The sequence below is a fragment of the uncultured Roseibium sp. genome (assembly GCF_947499295.1).
In the GTDB taxonomy this organism is placed as follows: domain Bacteria; phylum Pseudomonadota; class Alphaproteobacteria; order Rhizobiales; family Stappiaceae; genus Roseibium.
The window spans coordinates 29775-55071 of sequence record NZ_CANMNP010000002.1 but is presented as its reverse complement, the minus strand read 5'-3'; the positions used below and the strand labels follow the sequence as shown (position 1 = coordinate 55071).

Genomic DNA, 25297 nt, shown 5'->3' with positions numbered 1-25297 from the left:
AACTCACTTGCGGCCGAAGAGTTTCTCAATATCTGTCAATTTCAGCTCAACCCAGGTTGGCCGGCCATGGTTGCATTGCCCGGAAAGCGGTGTTGCTTCCATATCGCGCAACAAGGCGTCCATTTCTTCTGCGCGCATACGCCGTCCGGCCCGAACGGAGCCATGGCAGGCCATCGTGGCGGCAACGTGGTCGAGTTTGTCCTTCAGACCATCTGCCGTATCCCACTCGGCAAGTTCGTCAGCAAGATTGCGAACCATGCCTTGAATGTCCATGTCACCAAGGATCGCCGGCGTTTCCCTGACAGCGATAGCGCCAGGGCCGAATGCCTCGAGCGACAAGCCGACGGCTTCCAGATCGTCTGCACGCTCGGCAAGCCGGGCAGCATCTTCTTCCGGCAACTCGACGATTTCGGGAATCAGAAGCATTTGCCGTGCAACACTTTTCTTTGCCAGCGCTTCTTTCAAACGTTCATAAACCAGGCGCTCGTGGGCAGCATGTTGATCCACAATGACAACCCCATCGCCCGTTTGGGCAATGATATAGGTTTCGTGGACTTGTGCCCGGGCTGCTCCGAGCGGCAGCAAAGTCTTTTCCGTCTCCACCGGAGTGTCGTGCGCCCTGGCATCCGCAGAAGGCGTTGCAAAACCTGCAAACCCATCTTGTTCCGAGCCTTGAAACGCTCTTTGGGCGCTCTCGGCAAATCCGGGTGCCGGTCCCTCATTTTCCTCTAGCGGCCTAAAAGCCTCTGGGTTCCAGTGGGGGGCGGCAGCCGCCCGGGCAAGACCGTTACCGCGCCCGGCATATCCGGTGTTTCCTACTGCACCAGCTGCTGGGAGGGCACTTCCATATCCAGCGTGAGGGTTGGCATGAACTCTGATTGCGTCCAGGGCAACTGCTGCATTTGAGGTCGAGGCACGGTGACCCGCATCAACCAGCGCGCGCTTTATGGCGCCAACCAGCAGACCTCTCACCAATTGCGCATCCCTGAACCTGACATCCGCCTTTGAGGGGTGAACATTGACGTCCACCTGAGCGGGATCGAGATCAACGAAAAGAACGACGACCGGATGCCGGTCGCGCGCCAGGACATCTGCATAAGCACCGCGCAGACCGGACAACAACAACTTGTCCTTTACAGGCCTGCCGTTCACAAAAAAGAACTGGTGCTGGGCATTACCCCGGTGGTGTGTCGGCAGTCCGGCAAACCCTGATAATCTGACGCCTTCCCGCTCAGCATCGATTTCCATCGCATTGTCGACGAACTCCGGGCCGAGGATCTGTGCAATTCGAGCAAGGTGCGGGTCATCTCCGCGAGCTGCCGGCCAGCTTTGCGCCTGGCGGTCTGCTCCTGAAAGAGAAAACCCGACTGTCGGATAAGCCAGGGCGATGCGTTTCACGATTTCGGTGATCGCTGCCGCCTCGGCGCGATCGGATTTCAAAAACTTCAGACGCGCAGGTGTCGCAAAGAACAAATCACGCACTTCAACCTGGGTGCCTTTGGCTCTGGCGGCCGGAACAATCGGCTGATGCCTGCCGCCTTCAACGGCAATAGCCCAGGCGTGGTCCTCCGTTTCGTGTCGCGTTTGAATGGCAAGGCGGGCGACAGATCCGATCGAAGGCAATGCTTCACCGCGAAACCCAAGTGTCCGGATATCGAAGAGGTCATCATCCGAAATCTTGGAAGTGCAATGCCGCCGAACAGCCAGTTCCAGATCTTCGCGGCTCATCCCCAATCCATCGTCAGCCACGCGCATCAGGGTTTTGCCACCGGCAGCCGTGACAATTTCAATGTTCCCGGCTCCGGCATCGACCGCGTTTTCAACCAGCTCCTTGATGACGCTGGCCGGACGCTCAATCACTTCCCCGGCGGCGATCTGGTTGATCACCTGTTCGCCAAGTTGCCTGACCTTCATGAAACTCCCTTTACTCGGTTTCTTACCGCGCTGCGATCCTATATGGTCCGCGCCGAGTTTGCCTCGATTCTTTCATCAGCTTATCAGACACACCGTGATCCGAGTGACCCGCCATGACCGTTTCTGCACCGCTTCTTGTTGACGGGCTCCGCGCCCTTGCCCCTTCTTACCGGGGCATCTTGTGTGACGTCTGGGGTGTTTTGCACAACGGTGTCGCCGCCTTTGAAGATGCCCATAAGGCACTCCAGAGATACAGGGACGAAACCGGCGGCAAAGTCGTACTGATCACCAACGCTCCCCGTCCGGCCAAACAGGTTGGTGAAATGCTTGCCAGCCTGGGCGTGCCGGAAGAGGCCTATGACGGCATCGTCACTTCAGGCGACGTCACGCGCAGTGTTCTGGAAGCACAAGGCAGCAAGACGCTGTTGCACATCGGGCCTAATCGAGACCAACCGCTCTACTGGAACCTCGAAGCGACCTTCACGCAAAATGACGACGAGGCTGAAGCAATCAGCTGCACCGGACTGACCGATGATGAAACGGAGACACCGGACGATTATCGCGACCGCCTGCAGAAATTGGTGGACCGCGAGCTGCCCATGATCTGCGCCAATCCGGATATTGTTGTTGAGCGCGGCGACCGTCTAGTGTGGTGCGCAGGTGCTCTGGCAAGGCTTTATGAAGATCTTGGCGGTGAGGTTGCCATACTCGGCAAGCCCCATGGCCCGATCTACAAGGCTGCGCTGGACCGGCTGTCAGAACTCGCCGGCGCGACGATTGCAAAAGAAGACGTTCTTGCTATCGGTGATGGATTGCCAACCGACATTCGCGGTGCGGTTTCGCAAGACATAGACGTGCTGTTCATTACAGCCGGCATTCACGCTTCCGACTTCGGCCCGAGCGACGATCCCGAGGAACACCTGATCCGCCGCCGCCTGACCGAAGAAGGATTGCGCGCCCGGGCCGCCCTTCCACGCTTGTGGTGGTAGGAGGCAGACCGGCATCGAATTGCCAGTCTTCATTCCAGGTTGTCGGAAGTTGTTTTCAAAGTCACGACCGCGTTTCGATGACCTCAGCGAAAGCGAGCAACAGACAACGAACGGCTGTGGTGTCTTCTTTCCACAGGCGTGAAAAAAAAGGCTCTCGCATGGAGGGCCTTTTTGAATACTCGTTTTATGCTTCGATCAGTCGAAGAGCTTGTCGATATCTGCCTGCGCATCACCTAGCATCGCGTCGATGTCATCCTGAGAGACACCTTGGCCACTGTGTTGCGGTCCGTGCAGGATCAGTTCCCGTTGACGGCGTTCTTCGTCAGTCTCGGCTACATCGGCATCCAGATCTTCCGGGAGACGCAAATGCTCGATGAAAGAGCTTACTCTTTCGTCAATGTAACGGAGCGTTGAAACGACCTTTGAAATTCGCTGGCCTGTAATATCCTGGAAGGTACATGCCTCGAAGATCCCGATCATCTTGTTGGAGACCAGCTCCTGGTAGGCTTCGGGATCGCTGGTGTCCGCAGACATGATATCTTCTGCAGCTTCCATGATGGAGTTGGTGGCCTCTTCCGTAGCCTCAACAATCGCATCAAGTTCACGGCCGGCATCCGGGATTTTGTTGCCGGTCATGTCATTGGCACGCAATTGGGAGATTTCCTCCTTCATGCGTTTGATTTCCCTAGCGATCATCGTCAGCTCGTCAGTGACCGCCGGCTGAACTGTCTCAAGGTAATCATGCATCGAACCGGACATCATCTCAGCCAGATGCATAACGTCTGTCAGGGAAACTTCACTTTCGCGGTTTTTGTTTTCCTGCAGAAAATCGATAACGCGGGCGATGTTTTCTTGTTTCATTTTTTTCGCGCCTTTCTTTCACGGCATCAGTCGATGCGCGGAGCCCCCCAAAGGCCCGCTCGTCCGACAAGGTGCGGCATTCCACGCCCGATCCACCTGCCCAGCAGATCGAGATGTGCCACAACCATCGGCTGGCACTGGCGGAGACGCACCATGAAGGCGCTTCCCCCGCCATATGCGAGAGATTAGTCCGAGAAAACGGCTTCGATCTTGCCTTTCAACGTCTGCGCGTTGAACGGCTTCACGATGTAGTTGTTCACACCGGCTTTCTTAGCGGCAATGACGTTCTCGGTTTTGGATTCCGCTGTCACCATAATAAACGGTGTTTTGCTGAGGCCGCTGTCGGCACGAACCTGCTTGAGCAGTTCGTAGCCAGTCATGGGCTCCATATTCCAGTCGGAAATCACCAGGCCGTAACGGCGCTGTTTCATTTTTTCCAATGCTTCGGTACCGTCCGCGGCATCGTCGATGTCTTCGAAGCCAAGCTGCTTGAGCAAGTTCCGAATGATGCGAATCATGGTCTTATAATCATCGACCACGAGGACCGGCATCTGAAGATCAAGGGCCATTGTCTACTCCATACTGTCAATTTGCGCGGCCCCTGGCCGTGGGCCGGTGGATACGCGTTATGACTTTGAAGGAGAGCGACACATTTGTCTGTGTCCTCACCTCCCCACACTCCACGCAATCTAGACGCTGCCCCTGAAAAGACCGTTAATAACGCAGGTTTTTTTTCTCAGCCCAAAGCACAATTGCCAGAAAACCTTGGTCAGCCTAGCGTCTTGCCAACATAAAAAACTTGAATTCGAGGCGGAAACCCTATGTTGGAACTGCAAAAACTCTGTTTTGAAGATCTCAAGACCGGGATGAGCGAAGAACTTGTTAAACATGTCAGTTCTTCCGATGTTGTCGGTTTTGCCGAAGTATCCGGCGACAGAAACCCAATTCATCTTTCCGAACACTTTGCAGCCAGAACACCCTTTAAGACCCGAATCGCGCACGGGCTCTATACCGCTAGTCTAATTTCTGCGGTCCTTGGGACCCGTTTGCCTGGTCCGGGCGCGATCTATCTGTCGCAGACACTGAACTTCAAGGCCCCTGTCAAGATCGGTGACGACGTCAAGGTGACCGTGACCGTCGAGGAGCTCAAGGAAAAGGGCAACCGTGCCCGTTTGTCATGCATCTGCAGCGTGGACGACACAGTCGTGCTGGAAGGTGAGGCATTGGTGAAAGTTCCGAGCCGCGACGAAGATCGCTCAGGCCTTTGAGGACAGCGCGAACCGGTCGCACTCTGCTCCATCTTGACCTTTCAATTTCTTGGCGGCAGGTTCCTCGCCGAACACGTGGTCGGCCTGGCTAATTCGCTGCTCTCCCGACCGCCGATTTTGCTGATAGCCGGCCTTTCCGGCTGTTCTTGCCGAAAAGTTTTGCGAAAGTTAGCTTGATGAGCCTGAAAGATCCGTCAAAGTTCCTCATTGCCGACAGCCTTGATACCTTCCCGGAAGAACTCAAGGGCGGCATTGTTGCAATCGGAAATTTCGATGGTGTTCATCGAGGTCATCGTGCTGTGCTCGGCGCAGCTCTCGGTCTCGGACACGGCACGCACCATCCGGTTTTTGCCATGAGTTTCGAACCACATCCCCGCACGGTTTTCAATCCGGCCAAACCTGTCAGCCGGTTGGCGCCACCGCAGCAGAAACTTGACCTGTTGAAGGTCTGCGGCCTGGATGGTGCGCTTATTCTGCCTTTCACCAAGGAATTTGCCGGTATTGAAGCCAATGCCTTTGTTCAGGAAATCCTGATCGACACGCTTGGCATTTCTCACGCCGTAACCGGTTACGATTTTCACTTCGGCCGCGCAAGGCAGGGAACACCCGACTACCTGCGCAACGCCGGGGCCAATCACGGCTTCGGTGTCACGATTGTGCAAAGGGAAGAAGATGAAGGTGCAGAGGTAATTTCCTCCACGCGGGTTCGTGACAGCCTGCGACGCGGCGACATCGTTCAGGCCAACGCACTTCTGGGCTATCGCTGGTTCTTCGAAAAATCGGTTCAGCACGGCGACAAACGCGGGCGGGACCTTGGTTATCCGACCGCAAATCTCAATCTGGGAGAAGATACGCCCCTCCAGCGCGGGATCTATGCGGTCAAGGTCAATACGGGCGGCCAGTGGTATGAAGGCGTCGCCAGCTATGGACGCCGACCAACATTCGACAATGGTGCAACTCTCTTTGAAGTGCATTTGTTTGACTTCAACGGTGACCTGTATGGCGAAACCCTGCGCGTGCACCTGATCGCTTACCTTCGGGGTGAAGAAAAGTTCGACAGCGTGGAGGCGCTCGTCTCCCAGATGGACAGGGACAGCGAAGAGGCCCGCGCCGCACTGGCATCCATGCAACCGTTATCGGACATTGACATGAAACTGCTGGACCTTGCGCACTGATAAATTGGGTGTGCGCGCTTCACACAAGCTGAGCAGCACTGCCGTGTTTTGTTGATGCCCGCAATGCCATCGTTTCCGGCCGGACGTAAAGATCAGGCAGCTGTTGCTGGTATCTTAGAGGTGTCGGCCGACACACCGCTGGAATTGAGATCATGGCCGAGGCGTCGCATTCCGAGCCAAAGCACAATCAACGGCAATAGCGGTGCGACCGGCAATCCAACATAGAGCGCCAAGGGGCTTGTGGACGCTGAAAGAGCAATGACACTTGCCAGCAAGACTTTTTCGTACGGCAGAAATCCGGTTTTCATTCCATCCCGGATCAAGAAAGCGCAAGGAACAACCAGCAGCGTAAAATCATAAGAAAGAGCGAAGGGCGTTACCAAAAGCGCTCCACCGACAAGAACCGAGGCACGAACGGTCATGTTTTCGGACTTTCGCCAGGCGTGCCAAACACAGGCCAAGACACCAAGTCCCACAATTGCCTGCACACTCATGGCGCCAGTGTGCCCCAAACCGAGTTGCCGGACGCTGCCGTAGGTCGAGACCATCTTGCCCCACTCGACACCGCCCAGTTCCATCATTGCCGCCGCGACCGGGGCCTGCTGCCAGAACACGATCCAAACGCCAATACCGACAATTGCAGCACTCAGACCGGCAAAGCCAAGTGTCGTTACGGAGGCACTGACAAAAGATCGCCAGTTCAAGCTGGCGATCAGCGCAACAGGAGCCAGGATGCCGAGCTGTGGTTTGATGGTCAAAAGACCAAGAGCCACACCGGCCCAAACGAATTTGCCCCTCTCGATGCCAATCAGAAAGAAGGCATAGAGCGCGGCTGTCAAAGCTGCATTTTGCCCATGAAACGCATTGTTGGCACAGGCAGGAACCAGAATAAGGCAGGCAGCAAGCAGCCATTTCCCCGTAATTACCCGGCACGCGAGAAACAGCAATCCGGTGGTCAATCCGACGAAAGCGGCAAAGGCAACCTTGTAAGGCAATAGTGCGAAAGGGCTCTGTAGCATTTGGAATGTCGGCGGATAAAAGAAACCGAAAACCGTGTCAGACCCGGTGTAAGCCTCCTGCAAGGCCGCGAACTCTTTCGGCAGATAAACAAGTTCCGGTGCACCTGCCAGCACCTGTTTGCCGGCGAGCCAGAAACTCAGGTAATCCATCAGCAAGGTGCCGTTGGCTGAACCGAAACTGTTGGGGATCAGGAGCATCCAGGCCAGGGCCAGGGAATAGCCGATGGCAGAACACAGGCAGGCAAAGCCAATCCGGTCCCAGGTCAGCCAATCGCCACGGTTGGCACCGCGGTACCAAAGTCCCGGGTTACGCGTGCCGGCGGCAGCCAGTTCACTGTTGATCTCAGTCTGAGCCGTCATGACCTTCCGGTATCCAAAACCTGTTGCATGTTGGTGTTGGTCCGGACAATGGCCGAAAGACGTCTATATTCGGTTACTTGGCAGCGGATGAATTGCCTCGAGGCGCAAATTGCGCGGACATTTCCCAATCTGTCTTTATTCGCGGCCAAAGTGCTGCTATGTCCCACTCCATGCACACTCAGGCTTACAAAATTCACTGCGCACCGATGAACGCGATTGCGCGAATTACCTGCCCGGCCCTCGGCTGACGCGACCGCGCGGCGCCAGGGACCGGGATCTTCCTGTTTCAAGTTGCAGCCCCTTATTGGACCTGCAATCTTCCTGACACATGACTGCGGGCTGGTGCCCGAACGACCGGATCGACCTTACGATGACCGAGACAGATAAACGCGACTATTCAGAAACGCTCAACCTTCCAAAGACCGAATTTCCGATGCGTGCAGGGCTTCCCAAGAAAGAGCCGGAAATCCTGGCCCGTTGGGAGAAGCTCGACGTCTACAAGAAACTGCGCGAGCAGGGAAAGACCCGGGACAAGTTCATCCTGCATGATGGCCCCCCCTACGCCAACGGTCACATCCATATCGGCCACGCGCTGAACAAGACGCTCAAGGACATCGTTACACGCTCGATGCAGATGCTGGGCTATGAAAGCAATTATGTGCCCGGTTGGGACTGCCACGGCCTGCCCATAGAATGGAAAATCGAAGAGCAATACCGCGCCAAGGGCAAGAACAAGGACGAAGTGCCGATCAACGAATTTCGCAAGGAATGCCGTGAATTCGCAGAGCACTGGATTGATGTTCAGAAAAAGGAATTTAAGCGCCTCGGTATCGAAGGCGACTGGGACAATCCTTATCTGACCATGCGTTTTGAAAGTGAAGCGGTGATCGCGCAAGAGCTGATGAAGTTCGCGACATCCGGTCAGCTATATCGCGGTTCCAAACCTGTCATGTGGTCGGTTGTCGAAAAAACAGCCCTGGCGGAAGCCGAAATCGAATACCACGATCACAAGTCCGACATGATCTGGGTGAAATTTCCGATAGAGACTGCCGGTGGAAACGATCAGACGGCTGTCGAACAGCTGCTCGATGCGTCTGTTGTGATCTGGACCACCACTCCCTGGACGATCCCCGGAAACCGGGCTATCTGCTATTCATCACGCATCGCCTATAGCCTTTACAAGGTCACTCAGGACGGATTGCCGGATGACAACTGGGTCCAGGAAGGCGATCTGTTGATCCTGGCGGATGCTCTTGCCGGTGACGTTTTCAAGAACGCGCGGATCACCGATTTTGAACGCTTGCGTGATGTAACCGCCGACGAACTGGCGACGCTGACATGCGCCCATCCCCTGGCGGAGTTGGGCCTTGGCGGCTACGATTTCGACGTGCCACTGCTTGATGGCGATCACGTGACTGACGATGCCGGTACGGGTTTCGTTCATACCGCGCCGGGTCACGGTGCCGACGACTTTGAAATCTGGATGGAAAAGCGTGCCGAACTGGAAGCACGCGGCATCAGCACCGCGATCCCCTTCACAGTCGCCGATGACGGTTTTTATACCAAAGATGCCCCGGGTTTCGATGGCTGCGAAGTGATCACCCACAAGGGTGAAAAGGGCAAAGCCAACAAGGCGGTGATCGAAAAACTCAAAGAGGCCGGAAATCTGATCGGTCTGGGACGGCTCAACCATTCCTACCCGCATTCCTGGCGCTCCAAAAAACCGGTGATCTTCCGCAACACGCCGCAATGGTTTGTCTATATGGACAAGGCGTTGAATGGCGAAAGCGACACTTTGCGTTCGCGTGCGCTCACCGCGATCGATGAAACCCGCTTTGTTCCAGGTGCAGGTCAAAACCGTCTGCGGTCGATGATCGAGAACCGCCCGGACTGGGTCCTGTCACGCCAGCGTGCCTGGGGTGTGCCCATCACGGTCTTCATTCACAAGGAGACTGCCGAGATCCTCAAGGACGAGGCTGTTAACAAGCGCATCTTCGAGGCTTTCAAATCTGAGGGCGCCGACGCATGGTTTGAAGAAGGGGCCAAGGAACGCTTCCTTGGCAACGACTTCAAAGCTGACGATTGGGACATGGTCACCGACATTCTGGATGTGTGGTTTGATTCCGGATCGACACACGCTTTCGTTCTGGAAGACCGGTCAGATCTTGCACCGAAACGCAAAGTCGATGGCGGCAAAGACTACGTGCTTTACCTTGAAGGGTCCGACCAGCATCGCGGGTGGTTCCATTCCTCTCTTCTGGAAAGCTGCGGAACGCGGGGGCATGCGCCCTATGACGCGGTTCTGACACATGGCTTCACCATGGCCGAGGATGGGCGCAAAATGTCCAAATCTCTTGGCAACCAGGTGTTCCCGCAAGACATCATCAAGCAGTACGGTGCGGATATCCTGCGCCTGTGGGTCGCTTCCACCGACTATTGGGAAGATCAGCGCCTCGGCAATGAAATCATCAAGACCAATGTCGACAGCTATCGCAAACTCCGCAACACGTTGCGCTGGATGCTGGGCTCATTGGCCCACGCGAAAGGTGAAGACGTTTCGCTTGCGGACATGCCCGAACTTGAAAGGCTGATGCTGCACAGGCTTGTCGAACTGGATGAAATGGTTCGCGAGGCTTATTGGGAATACGACTACAAGAAGATCTTCCACCAGTTGTTCACTTTCATGACAGTGGAACTTTCCGCATTCTATTTCGATATTCGCAAGGATGCGCTCTATTGCGATCCGGCTTCTTCCACCCGCCGCAAGGCATCGCTCTTCGTGATCGACAAACTGTTCAACTGTCTCGTAACCTGGCTAGCCCCCATGTTGCCTTTCACCATGGATGAGACGTGGGTGTCCCGCTATGGTGAGGACGCTAGCGTCCACCTGGAACAGTTCCCCGAAGTGGCTTCTGAGTGGAAAGACGACGCGCTGGCGGCAAAGTGGGCAAAGATCAAAACGGTCCGCCGTGTCGTGACGGGCGCACTGGAAATCGAGCGCCGTGAAAAACGCATCGGCTCGTCTCTGGAAGCGCATCCGGTGGTTCATGTTACAGACGCGGATCTGATGGCGGCGCTTGCTGGCAAGGACATGGCCGATATTGCCATCACCAGTCAGCTGACATTGACCGACACGGCCGCGCCTGCAGGCGCGTTCTCGCTGGACGATACAAAAGGTGTGGCGGTTGTTCCGGCGCTTGCGGAAGGCACGAAATGCGCAAGGTCGTGGAAAATCCTCCCGGAAGTTGGATCCGATGCTGATTATCCGGACGTCACATTACGTGATGCAGCCGCCTTGCGTGAGTGGGATGCCGCCCACGCAGCTGCCTGAGACGTCAACGCACCGGACTTGAAATGAGCGAACTGGACAACACGTCACTGAACACCAGCAAGCGGCCCCTCTTCTGGGGCCGCTTCAGTGCCTTTGTCCTGATTGTTGTGCTCATCTGTGTTCTTGTCGATCAAGGCACCAAGATATGGCTGGTGCATGGTTTCGACCTTGCGGCGAATGGTCCGGTGCAAGTACTGCCGTATCTGGACATCGTTCTTGTGTGGAACAGAGGCATCTCTTATGGCCTTTTTCAGCAAAACAGCGATTTCGGCCGCTGGCTTCTCGCAGGGCTGACGGTCGTCGTTTCAATCGGATTGTGGATCTGGTCAACAAGATGTGACACCAAACTGGTGGCCCTTGCTCTGGCTCTGGTCATCGGTGGCGCCGTTGGAAACGGTATCGACAGGCTCAGTTACGGTGCGGTTGTCGACTTCGTGCATTTCCATGTCGGCACCTTTTCCTGGTACGTCTTCAACATGGCAGACGTGTGGATCGTTGCGGGTGTTGTCGGTCTGCTGTATGACAGTTTTCGAAATGGTCCTAATTCAGCCGCAAAATAGCGGTTTAAGGCAGGACGGACGCAATCTCGGCGGGACGCTGCCGATTCAATGAGACGAGAAATTCGGGGAGTCTGCTGTGGTGCGGACGATTTTTGGTTTGGCGAAGAAGTCTTCTGTTCTGGTGCTGCTTGCCGGACTGGCGGCATGTCAGGCAGCTGACGGTACCACCCAGGCTCCGGATGTGGCTCTGGTCAATTCGGTCATGAAAGGGCTTGGAGCCGTTGATCCGAATGAAAAACCGATCGACTACAAGCCGAGAGCCCCATTGGCGATGCCATCCGAGCCCGCCAATCTGCCTGAACCGGAAACCAACGTGGCCGGCGTGAACGATGCAAACTGGCCCAAGCAGCAAGACAACGAACAGCTCACAGAGTTGAAGGACCTTTACGCAGGGTCAAGCCGCATGCAACGTGAGCCGCTGACCCCGGAACAGATGCGCGGCTTTACCGTGACCGGCGTCACAGGCCAGAATCGTGATCTTGCTGCTGAACGGCGCGAAAACGAGATAACGGAAGGCGAGAAGCTTACCCGTCAGGAACAACGCGACGAATGGGAACGCCTGCAGAAGCTTAAGGCGCAGCAGGCTGGCCTCGACAAGAACGGGCTTGCGACCCGTCGTTACCTGACCGAGCCGCCGACAGACTACTCAACGCCGTCTCCTGACGCCCCGATGCCGGACGTCGTGCAGAAGAACAAGCGGAAGCCGACCAACTTCGACAAATACGATTCCGCACCGATAGATCCTCGGTGCCTGGAAGGGGACTCAAGTTACTGTAACTAGAACACGTTACGGTTAAGTACCCACAGTTCATGCAGCCGTAAGGCCTTGATGACGAAAAAGTAACGGGACCTTCGGGACCTCCTTCCTATATGGATGGAGACGTCCGAAGGTCTTTTTGCGTCTGAAGGCCCTAAAAAACACGGAGTTGCACGTGAACCCCATCGAGATTCAGCGTCCGGATTTTTTTACTTTTCGCCTTAAACGATCACTCAAATTGCTGCTTTTGCCAGCAGTGCTCCTCAGTACGGCTGCCGTTTTGCCGGTTACCGGCGCGCGCGCAAATCCAAGCGCAGCTGAAAGCATGGTGATTGCGCCCAATCTGGAAAGCTTCACTCTGGAGAACGGTCTCCAGGTCGTCGTCATACCGGATCGGCGCGCACCGGTTGTCACACACATGGTCTGGTACAAGGTCGGGTCGGCGGATGAGCCGGAAGGACAGTCCGGTGTTGCCCATTTCCTTGAGCATCTCATGTTCAAGGGTACGAAAAACAACCCTGACGGCGCTTTTTCAAAAATGATCGCGGAACGCGGCGGACAGGAAAACGCCTTTACCAGCACAGATTATACGGCCTATTTCCAGAGGGTTGCCAAGGAGCATCTCCCACTGATGATGGCTCTTGAAGCGGACAGAATGGAAAATCTGGTGCTGTCGGACGAGGTGGTGACCCCTGAACGCAAAGTGGTGCTGGAAGAACGACGACAGCGCGTCGACAGCGAACCTGGATCGCGCCTTCGCGAAGCCCTGAATGCAATAACCTTCGTCAACCACCCGTACGGTTCACCGGTCATCGGTTGGCAGAGTGAAATTGAAGCCCTTAACAAAGAGGCGGCAATCGCTTTCTACGACCGGTTCTATACGCCAAACAACGCAGTTGTCGTGATCGCCGGTGACATTACCGTTGAAGATGTGCGCAAGCTTGCTGACGAGACTTATGGCAAGATTGCCAGGCGCGCGGAACCTGGAGAACGTGTGCGTCCCAAGGAGCCGCCGCTGTCAGGAGAACGCCGGATTGCGGTTTCGGATCCACGTGTGCGTCAGGAATCGATTTCGCAGACCTGGGTCGTCCCAAGCCAGTCGACAGGCGAAGGCCGTATACCGGAAGCTTTGGACATTCTAGCCTATGTTCTCGGTCAGGGGCCTTCCAGCCGATTGTACAAATCGCTGGTTCTGGATCAGGAAGTCGCGATAAGCGCAGGTGCGTATTATCAAAGCAGTGCTCTCGATGACGGACGCTTCGGCTTCTTCGCGTCCCCCCGCCCCGGCCACACGCTGGAGGAAATGGAGCAGCTGATTGCTTTGGAACTGCAAAAGCTTCTGGCCGCCGGAGTTACCGAAGAAGAAATTGATCGTGCCAAAAACAGCATGATTGCGAGCGCTATCTATGCCCAGGACAGCCAATCCGGGCTGGCTCGCCTCTTCGGCAGCGCGCTGACCACCGGCCTGACCATCAAAGATGTTCAGACATGGCCGTCACAAGTCAGGGCCGTCACCATTGATGATGTGCTGGAAGTTGCACGCACCTACCTCAAGAGCACACCGGTTGTTGGAGAACTGCGCATCGAGACGCCAACAGAACCCGCAGCAGCCCTCAGCGACGACGAACTACTCAAGGACAAGTCCTGAACCATGATGCAGAACACAATCTCAAAGGGCGTGTTGCCCACCATCGCCTTTGCATTCGTGACACTTTTTGCCCTTGTCCGGTTTGCAGAAGCTGTCGAAATTCAACGGGTGACCAGCCCGCAAGGCATTGAAGCCTGGCTGGTCGAGGATCACACGGTCCCGATCGTTGCCGTCAACTTTTCCTTTGACGGTGGATCGTCGCAAGATCCGGACGGCAAGGAAGGCCTGACCCGGCTCTTGGCTGCGACCCTGGATGAAGGCGCTGGCGACCTCTCATCGGAAGACTTTCAGGCAAAACTTGAGGAGCTGGCCATCAGCATCGGCTTCAGCACCGGCAAGGACCGGTTTTACGGGAGCCTCAGAACTCTGACCTCGAAACTTCCAGAAGCAGGCGATCTCCTTGCACTGGCCGTCAATGCGCCCCGTTTTGACGAAGCGCCGATCGAACGGATGAAGACCCGGCTGCAAACACGGGCAAGGCGCAGCGAAACCGATCCAGACGCGATTGCAGGCAGATCTCTCGTAGCAGCCATGTTTGGTGACCATACCTATGCGCGGCCAACGCTCGGCACTACGGCAACCATCGGTGCGCTGAACGCGAACGATCTGTCCGGCCAGCACCGGAAACTTCTTGCAAAACAAGGCCTGACAATCGGTGTAGTCGGCGCGATTAGTGCGGAAACGCTGGAGCCGTTGCTGGACAAGGTGTTTGCCGGATTACCGGAGAGCGGAGATTTGAAAACCGTTGCCGAACTGACACCGACAGCAGGCGACGAGATCTCCGAAGAACTGGCCGTGCCTCAGACGACCATTCTGGTCGCCCTGCCCGGTCTGAAACGGGATGATCCGGACTATCAGGCCGCCTATGTCATGAACCACATTTTGGGCGGTGGCACATTCACCTCCTGGATGTATCAGGAAGTGCGCGAGAAGCGTGGCCTTTCCTATGGTGCCAACACTTCCCTCTCGCCCTACCGTCATTCCGGCCTGCTGATCGGTTCCGCTGCGACCAAGGCAGAACGGGCCGGTGAAACGGTGAGTGTCATGCTCGACCAATTCCGCCGCATGGCCGACGAGGGTCCGACGGATGATGAACTTCGTCGCGCAAAACAGTTCATTACCGGTTCCTATGCGTTGCGCTTCGACAGTTCCGGCAAGATTGCACGGCAGTTAGTCGCTTTGCAGAACGCTGAATTGGGCATTGATTACTTCGATCGCCGGAACAGCGAAATCGATGCAGTCACGCTTGAAGACGTTCGCAGAGTTGCAAAACGGTTGCTTGCAGAAAAAGCACCGACCGTTGTCACCGTGGGTCCTAAACAGGGCTGAAAATATAAACGGCAGTGGGGTCAGCCCGCTGCCGATTTTCTCGGACCTGGAGCGGGTGCTCCTTGCAGAACCTCAGCGCGTACGGGACGAGGCGGCGAGAACAGATTGCCCTGGGCCAGTTTGACGTCGAAATCGAGCAACTCGAGAACCTGGCTCTCCGTTTCAACGTGGTCGGTAATCAACTGCATACCGTAGCGATGCAGCAAGTCTCCGAAATCGGATGGGTGTATGTGACCGTGGATTGCTTCACGCCGCCCGATCAAATAGTCCGCATTCAGCTTACCGTATTTGAACCCGCGCCCTGCCAGTGAATTGAAATCCATCTTCATGTCGGAGATCCGGTCGATGGAAAAACGGAAACCTGCTTCGAAGAGCGCACTCAGGCCTTCCAGTTCACTTGGGCCCATGACGGCAACGTCCGGCTGCGCGAATTCAAACACCAGGACATCTGCAAGGTCCTGATTGGCCTTCACAAACTCAAGGAACCCTGGAAAGAACGTTTCGTCGACAAGCGACAGCGAGGAGATGTTGCAGAAGAGGATAGCGTTCCTGTTGCGTGAGATCAGGCGTCGAATGACCTGCACGGAGCGGAAGAGCAGAAGATTGTCTATGCGCGCGATCTGGCCGGACTGAACGGCCTCCGGCAGGAACACTGCCGCCTCGATAGTGTTGCCGTCCACATCGCGAAGTCGGGTAAATGCTTCATAGAACTTTACCTGGCGCTGCGGCAGCGACACGATTGGCTGCAGATGCAACTCCACGCGGTTTGCGTTCAAAGCCGAGGCGATCAACTCACGCATTACCATATTTGGCTGGTAGGCTGGTTGTTCCTGCGGCAGGCCGCTTGGTTCACCTGGAAGACCAGCTTCGGCCGGATAACCTCCATCGGGACCCATTTGCGGTTGCCCAAGGTGTGAGGGCACATCACCGGAATTCGGCGCTTGAACACCATAGTTCCGGTCATGCTCAGACGCATCGCCATGCATCGGTGCATAGGCATGCGCAGGAGCTGTTGCATATGGCGCTGTTGGCTCAGGTCTGGGCGCATGCGCACCAGGCTGCTGCAATCGAGGCTGGCTCGGTGACATTTGATAAGGCGGCGGCACCTCTCCGCCAGGGCTACGCTGTGGCGGCTGTGATTGCGGATAGCGCGGCAGCTGCTGCATGGATGGCGGCGGTGCCAAGGATTGCTGATCCTCTACTCTGGTCTCCAGATCAGCCATCGCTTCGGCCATCTGCTTCACCAGAGTTCCAAGAACTTCAACCTCAGCGAAAAGCGGATCGATCTCCGCTCGCGTCCGGCGCGGAACCGTCTGCTCCATGCCCGTCAGACGGCCTTCCAGATTGCCCACATCCTCATCGATATCGGACATGCGCTCTTCAAGGCGATCGACAGCTTCGCTGACAGCACCGCGATCGCGGGCGCGCCCGATCAGCAGGTGGATCAGGATCATTGTGCACATCAGCGCAAGGGAAAGAGACACAGCCTCCCCGAAAGGCCTGCCAAACTGGAAGATCAGCACGGTCGCAGAGGACAATGCGATCACGGCCATGCATACTGCAACAAATATGGTCCCTGTCCGACCCATGGCGTACGAATGTTCCGATCCGAATCAAGAGTTACTTGTTAATCATGCCTTAAGAAACAGCCGACACCGAATCCGCAACCCGCTTTCTGACGTAGAATCCGTAACTTGTCCCCGACTATGCGCTGCGTGATTTGAAAACTGGCGGGCAATTTGTCGCCAGGCGCTCCAAACCGATGAAAACCATTTAACCGGGCAAGGGTTTGCCGCCCAGCCTGCAAAGCGCCTTTGGTCTTTCCATTTCTCCAGGCTTCCGTTAGAGTTAACTTGGGTAAAATTTGGTGTCGCGGCGTTTGATATAGTGCATTTGAAGAGAGGGCTGGCATGCGTGCTTCCGGGCAAACATCCAGGCGTCCTTTGCCGCATGCCGTTCGAGCTCCAGACAGAGGCCCCGGCGCTATTGCGGCCAAAGAAGCAGATCGCCCACCACAGCGCAGCCAACAATCGGCTTTGCGCAACGAAGCAAGCGGACCGGGTTGTCATTCTGACGATCAAATTGAAAAAGCACTCGTCAAAGCACTCAAAAGCCCGGAATTTCAATCCGCACCACAGTTGAGGTCCTTTCTTGGCTTTGTGGTCCGCGCCACGCTCAATGACCAGCGGGAAAAAATCAAAGGCTATACTATTGCTGTCGAGGCACTCGGCCGGCCCGAAGACTTCAATCCGGTTACCGATCCGATTGTGCGCGTTGAGGCTGCCAGACTGCGGCGACGCCTCGAAAAATACTATGAAGGTTCCGGCTCAACCGACCCGGTCCGGATTACCATCCCAAAGGGCAGTTATACGCCGCAGTTTTCCGAACCGGCTGACAAAAACAAGGCGGGATCAGGGGGTGTTCGCACGCTTACTATCCAGTTCGACAATCTGGGAACCGATGCTTCGAACTCCCTTGAAACAGAGATAAGACGTCAGGACCTGGTCGAGCCTGCCTCAGGCGCAAATACGGGCCCGTCTGCGGGCCAATCAGGGGTATTGAGTGAATTGGAAGACTCCTACCGGCGACTCCTTCATAGCCATGTTCCCTTTCACATGGTGATGGTGATCGGCATTGCCTGTTTTTTGGTTGGTGTCCTGGCCGCAACCCTTTGACGTAGCGTTTTCCTTCGCAATCGTTGCCATTCAGTCCGCGCGTTAGCGCATTAAATGACCCATTTCGCCGTGAAACTGCAAAATGCGTCATCTGACAACGCTTTGTTTACCCTGTTCGGAGAATTATCAGGTTGACGAATCTTTCGATATTCGAAAGTGCCGGATCGAGCGATGGGAGTTGCCCAGTAATGGGGAGTAACGAGGGCACTGAGTTGCCTGTAATTGTACGTGTCCTGGACGCATCAGCTTCGGAAGCTGCCCGAACGGCAGCTGTCTGTGCCAAACTGGCTCATGCCTGCTCCGATCCTATCCTTTATACGGATTCTGCCTCCTGCCTTCAGGATCTCGCAGACAAATCAACCGACATCCTTATTATTGACCTTGAGACTATTGGCGGTGACGAAGCTCTTGAGGCTTATGCTGTTCGCTGTCCGAAGTCGGTGATCATGGCTGTCTCGGCAAAGGGGTCGGTGTCGCGCGCTGTCAGCGCAATGCGCGCGGGTGCTCATGACTTTCTGACGAAACCCTTTTCGCTCGACGCATTGGCATCGAAAGTTTCCTTCCAACTGGAACAGCGCCGCCCGGTCACGAGGACCGCACCGGCTCCGATCGAGCCGATGCCAGCCCCCGCAGTAGTTGAAAGACCTGTTCCGGTTCAACGGGTTAATGTACAAGATCTTGAAGTTACCGGCCTTTCGCGGTTGATTGGTGCTTCGGCCAAAATGCGGGATGTGCACGAACAGATAAGCCGCATGGCTCCATCCCAAGCGCCAGTGTTCATTACAGGCGAGTCCGGTACCGGCAAGGAACTTTGCGCCAACGCGGTCCACGATCTTTCAGAGCGCCAGTCGAACCGGTTCGTGACCCTGAATTGCGCAGCCATCCCACGCGATCTCATCGAAAGCGAAATCTTCGGCTACATGCGTGGAGCCTTCACCGGCGCTACCGACAATCGGGCCGGTGCAGCGGAACAAGCAGATGGCGGCACCCTGTTTCTTGATGAAATCGGCGAGATGGATCTGCTCTTGCAAAGCAAGCTGCTCCGGTTTCTGCAAACAGGCACATTCCAAAGACTGGGCGATACCCAAACCCGAAAAGTCGATGCGCGGATAATCTGCGCGACCAATCGCGATCCGGTTGCAGAGATATCAGCTGGCCGGTTCCGCGAAGACCTTTACTACAGACTTCACGTGTTGCCGATCCACTTGCCTCCCTTGCGCGAGAGACGAGACGACATCCTGCCATTGGCGGCTGCCTTTCTTGACCGATATTCGGGTGAAGAACGGCGTTCTTTCAAAGGGTTCGACGCGGATGCGGAAGCACGCATCGTTACCTATCCCTGGCCAGGCAATGTGCGTCAGCTGGAAAACACCATTCGGCAGATCGTCGTCATGAACGACGGAGCAGCGGTTACTTTCGATATGCTGCCGATTGTGATCCGAGACCAAAGCAGCCGTCCGAACGCCATTATTGATCTGTCCAGAGAAAGAGCACGGGTGCCGGTGCAAAGTCGGCCTTTCGGCGCAATCGAGCCGCTTTGGGCTCAGGAGCGGCGGATCATCGAAGATGCTCTGGACGCCTTTGACGGTAACATCGCAATGGCCGCAGCAGCCCTTGAGATCAGCCCTTCAACTATCTACCGCAAACGTCAATCCTGGACGGCGCGTAGTCTTTAACCGTCTACATTTACCGCATTGCACACATTTTCTTGTCTATCGGGTAAAGTCAGTTTATATCGGCCACAACCCTGATAACAGACAAGACTAAAGGGCGTGTGGGAACTTATGAAAATACTGGCAGGTAGACGTGCAACCGGGCGGATCGCAGCAGCAATCCTGATTGCGACCGGGACGCTGACCGGCACATTGGCTGCGCAGGCTCAATCGGAGCAAGTCGCCAAACCTTCGCAGTCTTTTCTCCAGGCTCTCAACACATTGGACTCAGCCTGGAACGCTTCGGAGCTTGCATTCACCACCGTGAGCTTCTCCGAAGATGCAAGCACCGGCTACGGCAAATATACGCCGCTTGACGCAGCCAAGTTTGCAGATGGGGACACGATCAACGTTTATGCAGAGCCCGTTGGCTATGGATTTCAAGAAAGCGCCGACGGGTACGCCTACGAGCTCACCGCAAGTTACCGTCTCCTGAACCTGTCCGGACAGGTCCTTGCCGAACAAAGCAATTTCGCCTCTTTTTCCGGGAACAGCAGATCCAAGAAACGTGAGCTCTCTGCTGCGTTGAGTTTCCAGTTCAGTGGGTTGCCGGCGGGCGATTATCAACTCGAAACGAGCTTCAGCGACGAATTCGGTGGGAAGAAGGCTGCCTTTAACCTGCCTTTCACGGTCGTCGAGGCCAATTGACCGCTGAAAACTGCGGGCCAAAGTCTCTCTGCGGCCCGCTTTTTGAGGCTTGAGATGCCATTGCCTGGGCATGCCTTCAACCGCAAGGGCGGTCTGCCACTCAAGAGCGCACGATTTATCATCACAAAGCATTGACAAGACGGCCTTCGGTACATAAATCGTGGGCGCGTTAGCACTCGCCTTCGAGGAGTGCTAATAGCCTCATGAGGGGAAGGCCCTTCATGCGAAATCAACCTAGAAATCATGTCTCGCGCGCTGCCAATTGCGTGGGGCGCGCTCATGAGAGGAAACTAGTCTTATGGCATTTCGTCCACTTCACGACCGTGTCGTTGTTCGCCGCGTAGACTCTGAAGAGAAAACCGCTGGCGGCATCATCATTCCGGATACCGCAAAAGAAAAGCCGCAGGAAGGCGAGATCATCGCCGTCGGCACAGGCGCTCGCAAAGACAATGGCGAGATCGTTGCTCTTGACGTCAAAGCTGGCGACCGTGTTCTTTTCGGCAAGTGGTCCGGCACCGAAGTCAAAATCGACGGTGAAGACCTCCTGATCATGAAGGAATCCGACATCATGGGCGTGATCGCTTAAATCAGCGAACCGCTTTTTGATCTCATCATCATTCCAATTTAAGTGAGACGACCACATGTCTGCTAAAGAAGTAAAATTCTCCTCCGACGCCCGTGAGCGCATGCTCAAAGGCGTGGACACCCTGGCAAACGCCGTAAAGGTGACCCTTGGCCCGAAAGGCCGTAACGTTGTTCTCGACAAAGCCTTCGGCGCACCGCGTATCACCAAGGATGGTGTTTCCGTTGCCAAGGAAATCGAACTGGAAGACAAGTTCGAAAACATGGGCGCACAGATGGTGCGTGAAGTCGCTTCCAAAACCAACGACATCGCTGGTGACGGCACCACGACTGCGACGGTTCTGGCACAGTCCATCGTCAAGGAAGGCGCCAAGGCTGTTGCTGCCGGCATGAACCCGATGGATCTTAAGCGCGGTGTTGATCTTGCTGCTGCTGAAGCTGTCAAGTCGCTGGAAGCTGCTTCCAAGACCATCACCACGTCTGAAGAAGTTGCCCAGGTTGGCACCATCTCCGCAAACGGCGACGAGCAGGTCGGTCAAGACATTGCAGAAGCAATGCAGAAAGTTGGCAACGAGGGTGTCATTACCGTCGAAGAAGCCAAGTCTCTGGAAACCGAGCTGGAAGTCGTTGAAGGCATGCAGTTCGACCGCGGATACCTGTCTCCGTACTTCGTCACCAATGCTGACAAAATGCTGGCTGACCTCGAAAAGCCGTATATCCTGCTGCACGAGAAGAAACTCTCCAACCTGCAGGCAATGCTGCCGATCCTGGAATCTGTTGTTCAGTCTTCCCGTCCGCTCATCATCATTGCTGAAGATGTTGAAGGCGAAGCTCTGGCAACACTCGTTGTCAACAAGCTGCGCGGCGGCCTCAAAATTGCTGCTGTAAAGGCTCCGGGCTTCGGCGACCGCCGCAAGGCCATGCTGGAAGACATCGCGATCCTGACAGGTGGCACCGTGATCTCTGAAGATCTCGGCATCAAGCTGGAAAACGTGACCCTCGACATGCTTGGCACTGCAGAGAAAGTGTCCATCACCAAGGAAACCACCACCATCGTTGACGGTGCAGGTTCCAAGGAAGACATCGATGGCCGCGTTGGTCAGATCAAGGCACAGATCGAAGAAACCACGTCCGATTACGACCGTGAGAAGCTTCAGGAACGCCTTGCCAAGCTTGCCGGCGGTGTTGCAGTCATCCGCGTCGGTGGTGCAACCGAGATCGAAGTGAAAGAGAAAAAAGACCGCGTCGACGATGCTCTGAACGCAACCCGCGCTGCCGTTGAAGAAGGCATCGTTCCGGGTGGCGGCGCAGCACTGCTGCGTGCCAAGAAAGCTGTCGCTGCTCTGTCTTCCGACAACTCCGACATCGAAGCCGGTATCAAGATCGTTCTGCGCGCTCTGGAATCTCCGATCCGTCAGATCGTCGAAAACGCTGGTGTCGAAGGCTCCATCGTTGTTGGCAAGATCCAGGAAAACGATGACGACACATTCGGCTTCAACGCTCAGACCGAAGAGTTCGTCAACATGATCGAAGCCGGCATCATCGACCCGACCAAGGTTGTTCGTACTGCTCTGCAGGACGCAGCTTCCGTTGCTGGCCTGCTCATCACAACCGAAGCCATGGTTGCTGAGCTGCCGAAGAAAGATGCAGCACCGGCAATGCCGGGCGGTGACATGGGCGGCATGGGCGGCATGGGCTTCTAAGCCAGTCGTTCCAGACGATCCAAGACTTAAGGGCGAGCCATTGGCTCGCCCTTTTGCTTTGACCACCGCGATCTTCTAGTCTCGGTGCCAAAGTGATTGAGCCGTGGAGAGCTTGTTGAAACCCCAGCATGTGGAGTTGATCGTCACGATCGCCGAGCTTGGCAGCCTCGGGGCAGCTGCTGCCCGCATGAACAAGACCCAGCCAGCGATTACCAAGGCATTGAAAGCCGCAGAGACGGAACTGGGAACACCCATTTTCTTTCGAGCGTCCTATGGGGTCGTGCCAACCCGTGAAGGACAGCTCATCGTCGATCGTTGCCGGAAGATCTTCGGCGATATCAAGAAACTTCGTGAAGAGGTTGCCCAGATCCAGGGGGACTATGTCGGAACGATCGATATTATCGTATCGCCGCTTGTTGCGCTAAAGGTTGTCCCGGAAGTCCTGCGCCGCTTTCAACACCGGTTTCCAAACGTGAAAATCGGCATCACTGGCGGTCATGCCCCTGCGGCCTTTTCTCCCCTGCGGCGCGGGGAGGCCGACTTTGTCCTGGGTCCCTCGCCATCTCCCAGCGACCTTCCAGGGCTTCAGGCAACGCAATTGTTCTCAACGCCAGTTTCGATCCTTACCGGCAGTCATTCGCGGTATCTGAGCGTGACAGATCCGCTTGATCTCAGAGACGGTCGCTGGATCATGATCGGACCGAAAGAACGCCGCCCGGTCTACTATGAGATCTTTGAAAGAAAGGGCGTGCGCCCGCCTGAACCCTTTGCCCGATCCGATTCCGTTCTAAGCATCCTTTCCATGCTCGAAGGAACCGATCTGCTATGCTCGTTTCCAAGCCTGCCGATACCAGAACTCCGTGCGAAATGGGACTTAGGGCTTGTGCCGATTGAGGAGACGTTGCCAACAGTCTCCATAGCCATCACCAGCGCAAAAGACAGAATACTCACCCCGGCCGCCTTCGCTTTCTCGGACCTCGTTCATGAGCATTGCAAAGGGTGGAGCTAGCTCATAACTAAAATTACCGAAAGAGAAAAATGGTGATTTGAAAGCTATGAGTACTTAGCCCTATTCTCTCCTATCAGGCGATCTTGGGAGGGACAGCGCTGAACATTCTCTTTGTCATGTATGACCAGTTGCGCTTTGACTACATGAGCTGCGCCGGTCATCCCCATCTTCATACTCCGAATTTCGATCGTGTTGCGGCAATGGGTGTCCGGTTCACCAACGCCTATGTGCAATCACCGATTTGCGGTGCCAGCCGGATGAGCACCTATACCGGCCGCTATGCATCGTCACACGGCGCGCAATGGAACGGGTTTCCTCTGCGCATTGGCGAAATGACGATGGGTGACCACCTGCGCAGTCTTGGGATGGAGTGCTGGCTTATCGGCAAGACCCATATGAAAGCCGACAAGGAAGGCATGTCCCGTCTCGGCCTCAGCCCGGACAGCGTCATTGGCGCACGCCAGGAAGAATGCGGCTTCGATGTCTGGGTCCGTGACGACGGCCTGTGGGGCCAAGGGCCGGATGGCTTTTATGACGAAAAACGTTCGCCCTACAACGAGTATCTGAAGTCAAAAGGTTACGACAGCGCCAACCCATGGGCAGATTTCGCCAATGCCGGGATCAGTGACGATCAGATCGCCAGCGGCTGGATGTTCGACAATGCCGACAAGGCCGCCAATATTCGCGAAGAAGACAGCGAAACGCCCTGGCTGACTTCTCAGGCAATCGAGTTCATGGAACAGGCCAAGGGAACCTGGTGCGCGCATGTCAGCTACATCAAGCCTCACTGGCCGTATATTGTACCGGCTCCCTACCACGAAATGTTCGGCAAAAATCACGTGCCTCAGGCTCGGCGCCACGCGCTTGAGCGCGAGAACGCTCATCCGGTTTATGCGGCATATATGGAAAGCAAGATATCGGAAGCGTTTCAGCAGGACGCCGTTCGTGAAAAAGTCATCCCTGCCTATATGGGGCTGATAAAACAGTGCGATGATCAGCTGGGCCGGCTGCTCGACTATCTGGAAGAGAGCGGACAGCTGAAAGACACCATGATCGTGCTCACGTCCGACCATGGCGATTATCTTGGCGATCACTGGCTGGGCGAGAAAGATCTCTTTCATGAGCAGTCGGTCAAAGTGCCGCTGATCATCCATGACCCTCGCGAAGAAGCTCAAGCAACCCGCGGGACGACATGCGATGCCCTGGTGGAAGCCATAGACCTGTTGCCGACTTTTGTCCAAGCGGCGGGCGGTAAAGTGCCGGACCACATTCTTGAAGGTCGCAGCCTGGAACCATTCCTGCACGGGAAAGCGACCCAGACACGTGACTTCGTCATTAGCGAATTCGATTATTCACCAACGCCTCAATGTGTGAAGCTAGAGCTCGAGCCCAGAGACGCGCGCCTCTTTATGGTGTTCGATGGCCGCTACAAACTCATGCACGCAGAAGGCGGTTTTCGCCCGATGCTGTTTGATCTTGCGTCCGACCCTGAGGAATTTGTCGATCTCGCGAAAGACAATGAACACGCCGCGGAAATCGATCGTCTCTATGGCTACCTTGCCCAGTGGGGCCGGAGGCTGGCTCAGCGAGTTACCAAATCCGAAGACGACATCAAGGCCATGCGTGGCCGCTCGCGGCGAAAGGGAATTCTTCCATTTCTAAAGGATGGCACCGAAGTTCCGGCCGAGTTGACGCAGGCCTACCGCGGTCCTGTCCTTCAAAATCATCTCAATGAGCGCAAGGAAGCGGGAGAGTGA

At 55.8% G+C, this 25297-nt stretch carries 21 protein-coding genes; 15 read left to right on the top strand and 6 right to left on the bottom strand.

Annotation, left to right across the window (positions count from 1 at the left end):
- Positions 1 to 3 precede the first annotated feature (3 nt).
- Complete coding sequence (mutL, locus tag Q0835_RS04350; RefSeq protein WP_298958716.1) at positions 4 to 1914, bottom strand: DNA mismatch repair endonuclease MutL; 1911 nt, start codon at positions 1912 to 1914, stop codon at positions 4 to 6.
- Positions 1915 to 2027: 113 nt separating this feature from the next.
- On the opposite strand from mutL, the gene Q0835_RS04345 reads away from it, so the two are divergent.
- On the top strand, positions 2028 to 2903 hold the full coding sequence (locus tag Q0835_RS04345; RefSeq protein WP_298813967.1) for a TIGR01459 family HAD-type hydrolase: 876 nt from the start codon (positions 2028 to 2030) through the stop codon (positions 2901 to 2903).
- A 195-nt stretch (positions 2904 to 3098) separates the two neighbouring features.
- Here the strand turns inward: Q0835_RS04345 and Q0835_RS04340 are convergent, their stop codons facing one another.
- The 3 genes from Q0835_RS04340 to Q0835_RS04330 are packed head-to-tail and all read right to left on the bottom strand — an operon-like array spanning position 3099 to position 4333.
- Entirely contained in the window at positions 3099 to 3764 is a 666-nt protein-coding gene (locus Q0835_RS04340; protein ID WP_298813969.1) for a chemotaxis protein, read from the bottom strand.
- A 26-nt stretch (positions 3765 to 3790) separates the two neighbouring features.
- On the bottom strand, positions 3791 to 3919 hold the full coding sequence (locus Q0835_RS04335) for a hypothetical protein (protein WP_298813971.1): 129 nt from the start codon (positions 3917 to 3919) through the stop codon (positions 3791 to 3793).
- A gap of 30 nt (positions 3920 to 3949) precedes the next feature.
- A complete protein-coding gene (locus Q0835_RS04330) occupies positions 3950 to 4333 on the bottom strand; it encodes a response regulator (RefSeq protein ID WP_297587525.1) in 384 nt (127 codons plus the stop codon).
- Between the two features lie 252 nt (positions 4334 to 4585).
- Between Q0835_RS04330 and Q0835_RS04325 the strand changes: the two genes are divergently transcribed.
- Complete coding sequence (locus Q0835_RS04325) at positions 4586 to 5032, top strand: MaoC family dehydratase (protein WP_298813974.1); 447 nt, start codon at positions 4586 to 4588, stop codon at positions 5030 to 5032.
- 176 nt (positions 5033 to 5208) lie between these two features.
- The gene (locus tag Q0835_RS04320; protein ID WP_298958714.1) at positions 5209 to 6207 is read left to right on the top strand and encodes a bifunctional riboflavin kinase/FAD synthetase; all 999 of its coding nucleotides are present in this window, start codon (positions 5209 to 5211) and stop codon (positions 6205 to 6207) included.
- A 92-nt stretch (positions 6208 to 6299) separates the two neighbouring features.
- On the opposite strand, the gene Q0835_RS04315 is transcribed toward Q0835_RS04320, so the two are convergent.
- Positions 6300 to 7586, bottom strand: coding sequence for a glycosyltransferase family 87 protein (locus Q0835_RS04315; RefSeq protein WP_298958711.1), 1287 nt, complete (start codon positions 7584 to 7586; stop codon positions 6300 to 6302).
- Positions 7587 to 7956: 370 nt separating this feature from the next.
- Between Q0835_RS04315 and ileS the strand changes: the two genes are divergently transcribed.
- From ileS to Q0835_RS04290, 5 genes are all read left to right on the top strand, one after another.
- The gene (gene ileS, locus Q0835_RS04310; RefSeq protein ID WP_298958708.1) at positions 7957 to 10917 is read left to right on the top strand and encodes an isoleucine--tRNA ligase; all 2961 of its coding nucleotides are present in this window, start codon (positions 7957 to 7959) and stop codon (positions 10915 to 10917) included.
- Between the two features lie 23 nt (positions 10918 to 10940).
- The gene (gene lspA / locus Q0835_RS04305) at positions 10941 to 11477 is read left to right on the top strand and encodes a signal peptidase II (RefSeq protein WP_298958705.1); all 537 of its coding nucleotides are present in this window, start codon (positions 10941 to 10943) and stop codon (positions 11475 to 11477) included.
- A gap of 79 nt (positions 11478 to 11556) precedes the next feature.
- Positions 11557 to 12258, top strand: coding sequence for a hypothetical protein (locus Q0835_RS04300; RefSeq protein ID WP_298958702.1), 702 nt, complete (start codon positions 11557 to 11559; stop codon positions 12256 to 12258).
- A gap of 151 nt (positions 12259 to 12409) precedes the next feature.
- Complete coding sequence (locus Q0835_RS04295; protein WP_298958700.1) at positions 12410 to 13882, top strand: pitrilysin family protein; 1473 nt, start codon at positions 12410 to 12412, stop codon at positions 13880 to 13882.
- Between the two features lie 3 nt (positions 13883 to 13885).
- A complete protein-coding gene (locus Q0835_RS04290; RefSeq protein WP_298958698.1) occupies positions 13886 to 15211 on the top strand; it encodes a pitrilysin family protein in 1326 nt (441 codons plus the stop codon).
- A 20-nt stretch (positions 15212 to 15231) separates the two neighbouring features.
- Here the strand turns inward: Q0835_RS04290 and Q0835_RS04285 are convergent, their stop codons facing one another.
- Positions 15232 to 16764, bottom strand: a complete 1533-nt coding sequence (locus Q0835_RS04285; protein ID WP_298958695.1) for an EAL domain-containing protein — start codon at positions 16762 to 16764, stop codon at positions 15232 to 15234.
- A 357-nt stretch (positions 16765 to 17121) separates the two neighbouring features.
- Between Q0835_RS04285 and Q0835_RS04280 the strand changes: the two genes are divergently transcribed.
- The 7 genes from Q0835_RS04280 (at position 17122) to Q0835_RS04250 (ending at position 25297) form a co-directional block, all read left to right on the top strand.
- A complete protein-coding gene (locus tag Q0835_RS04280; RefSeq protein WP_298958693.1) occupies positions 17122 to 17886 on the top strand; it encodes a hypothetical protein in 765 nt (254 codons plus the stop codon).
- A gap of 188 nt (positions 17887 to 18074) precedes the next feature.
- The gene (locus Q0835_RS04275) at positions 18075 to 19562 is read left to right on the top strand and encodes a sigma-54 dependent transcriptional regulator (protein ID WP_298958691.1); all 1488 of its coding nucleotides are present in this window, start codon (positions 18075 to 18077) and stop codon (positions 19560 to 19562) included.
- A 108-nt stretch (positions 19563 to 19670) separates the two neighbouring features.
- Positions 19671 to 20246, top strand: a complete 576-nt coding sequence (locus tag Q0835_RS04270) for a hypothetical protein (protein WP_298958689.1) — start codon at positions 19671 to 19673, stop codon at positions 20244 to 20246.
- Between the two features lie 298 nt (positions 20247 to 20544).
- Entirely contained in the window at positions 20545 to 20832 is a 288-nt protein-coding gene (gene groES / locus Q0835_RS04265) for a co-chaperone GroES (protein WP_094074079.1), read from the top strand.
- A 55-nt stretch (positions 20833 to 20887) separates the two neighbouring features.
- Positions 20888 to 22531, top strand: a complete 1644-nt coding sequence (gene groL, locus Q0835_RS04260) for a chaperonin GroEL (RefSeq protein ID WP_298814001.1) — start codon at positions 20888 to 20890, stop codon at positions 22529 to 22531.
- A gap of 115 nt (positions 22532 to 22646) precedes the next feature.
- Positions 22647 to 23540, top strand: a complete 894-nt coding sequence (locus tag Q0835_RS04255; protein ID WP_298958686.1) for a LysR family transcriptional regulator — start codon at positions 22647 to 22649, stop codon at positions 23538 to 23540.
- A gap of 83 nt (positions 23541 to 23623) precedes the next feature.
- On the top strand, positions 23624 to 25297 hold the full coding sequence (locus Q0835_RS04250) for a sulfatase-like hydrolase/transferase (RefSeq protein WP_298958683.1): 1674 nt from the start codon (positions 23624 to 23626) through the stop codon (positions 25295 to 25297).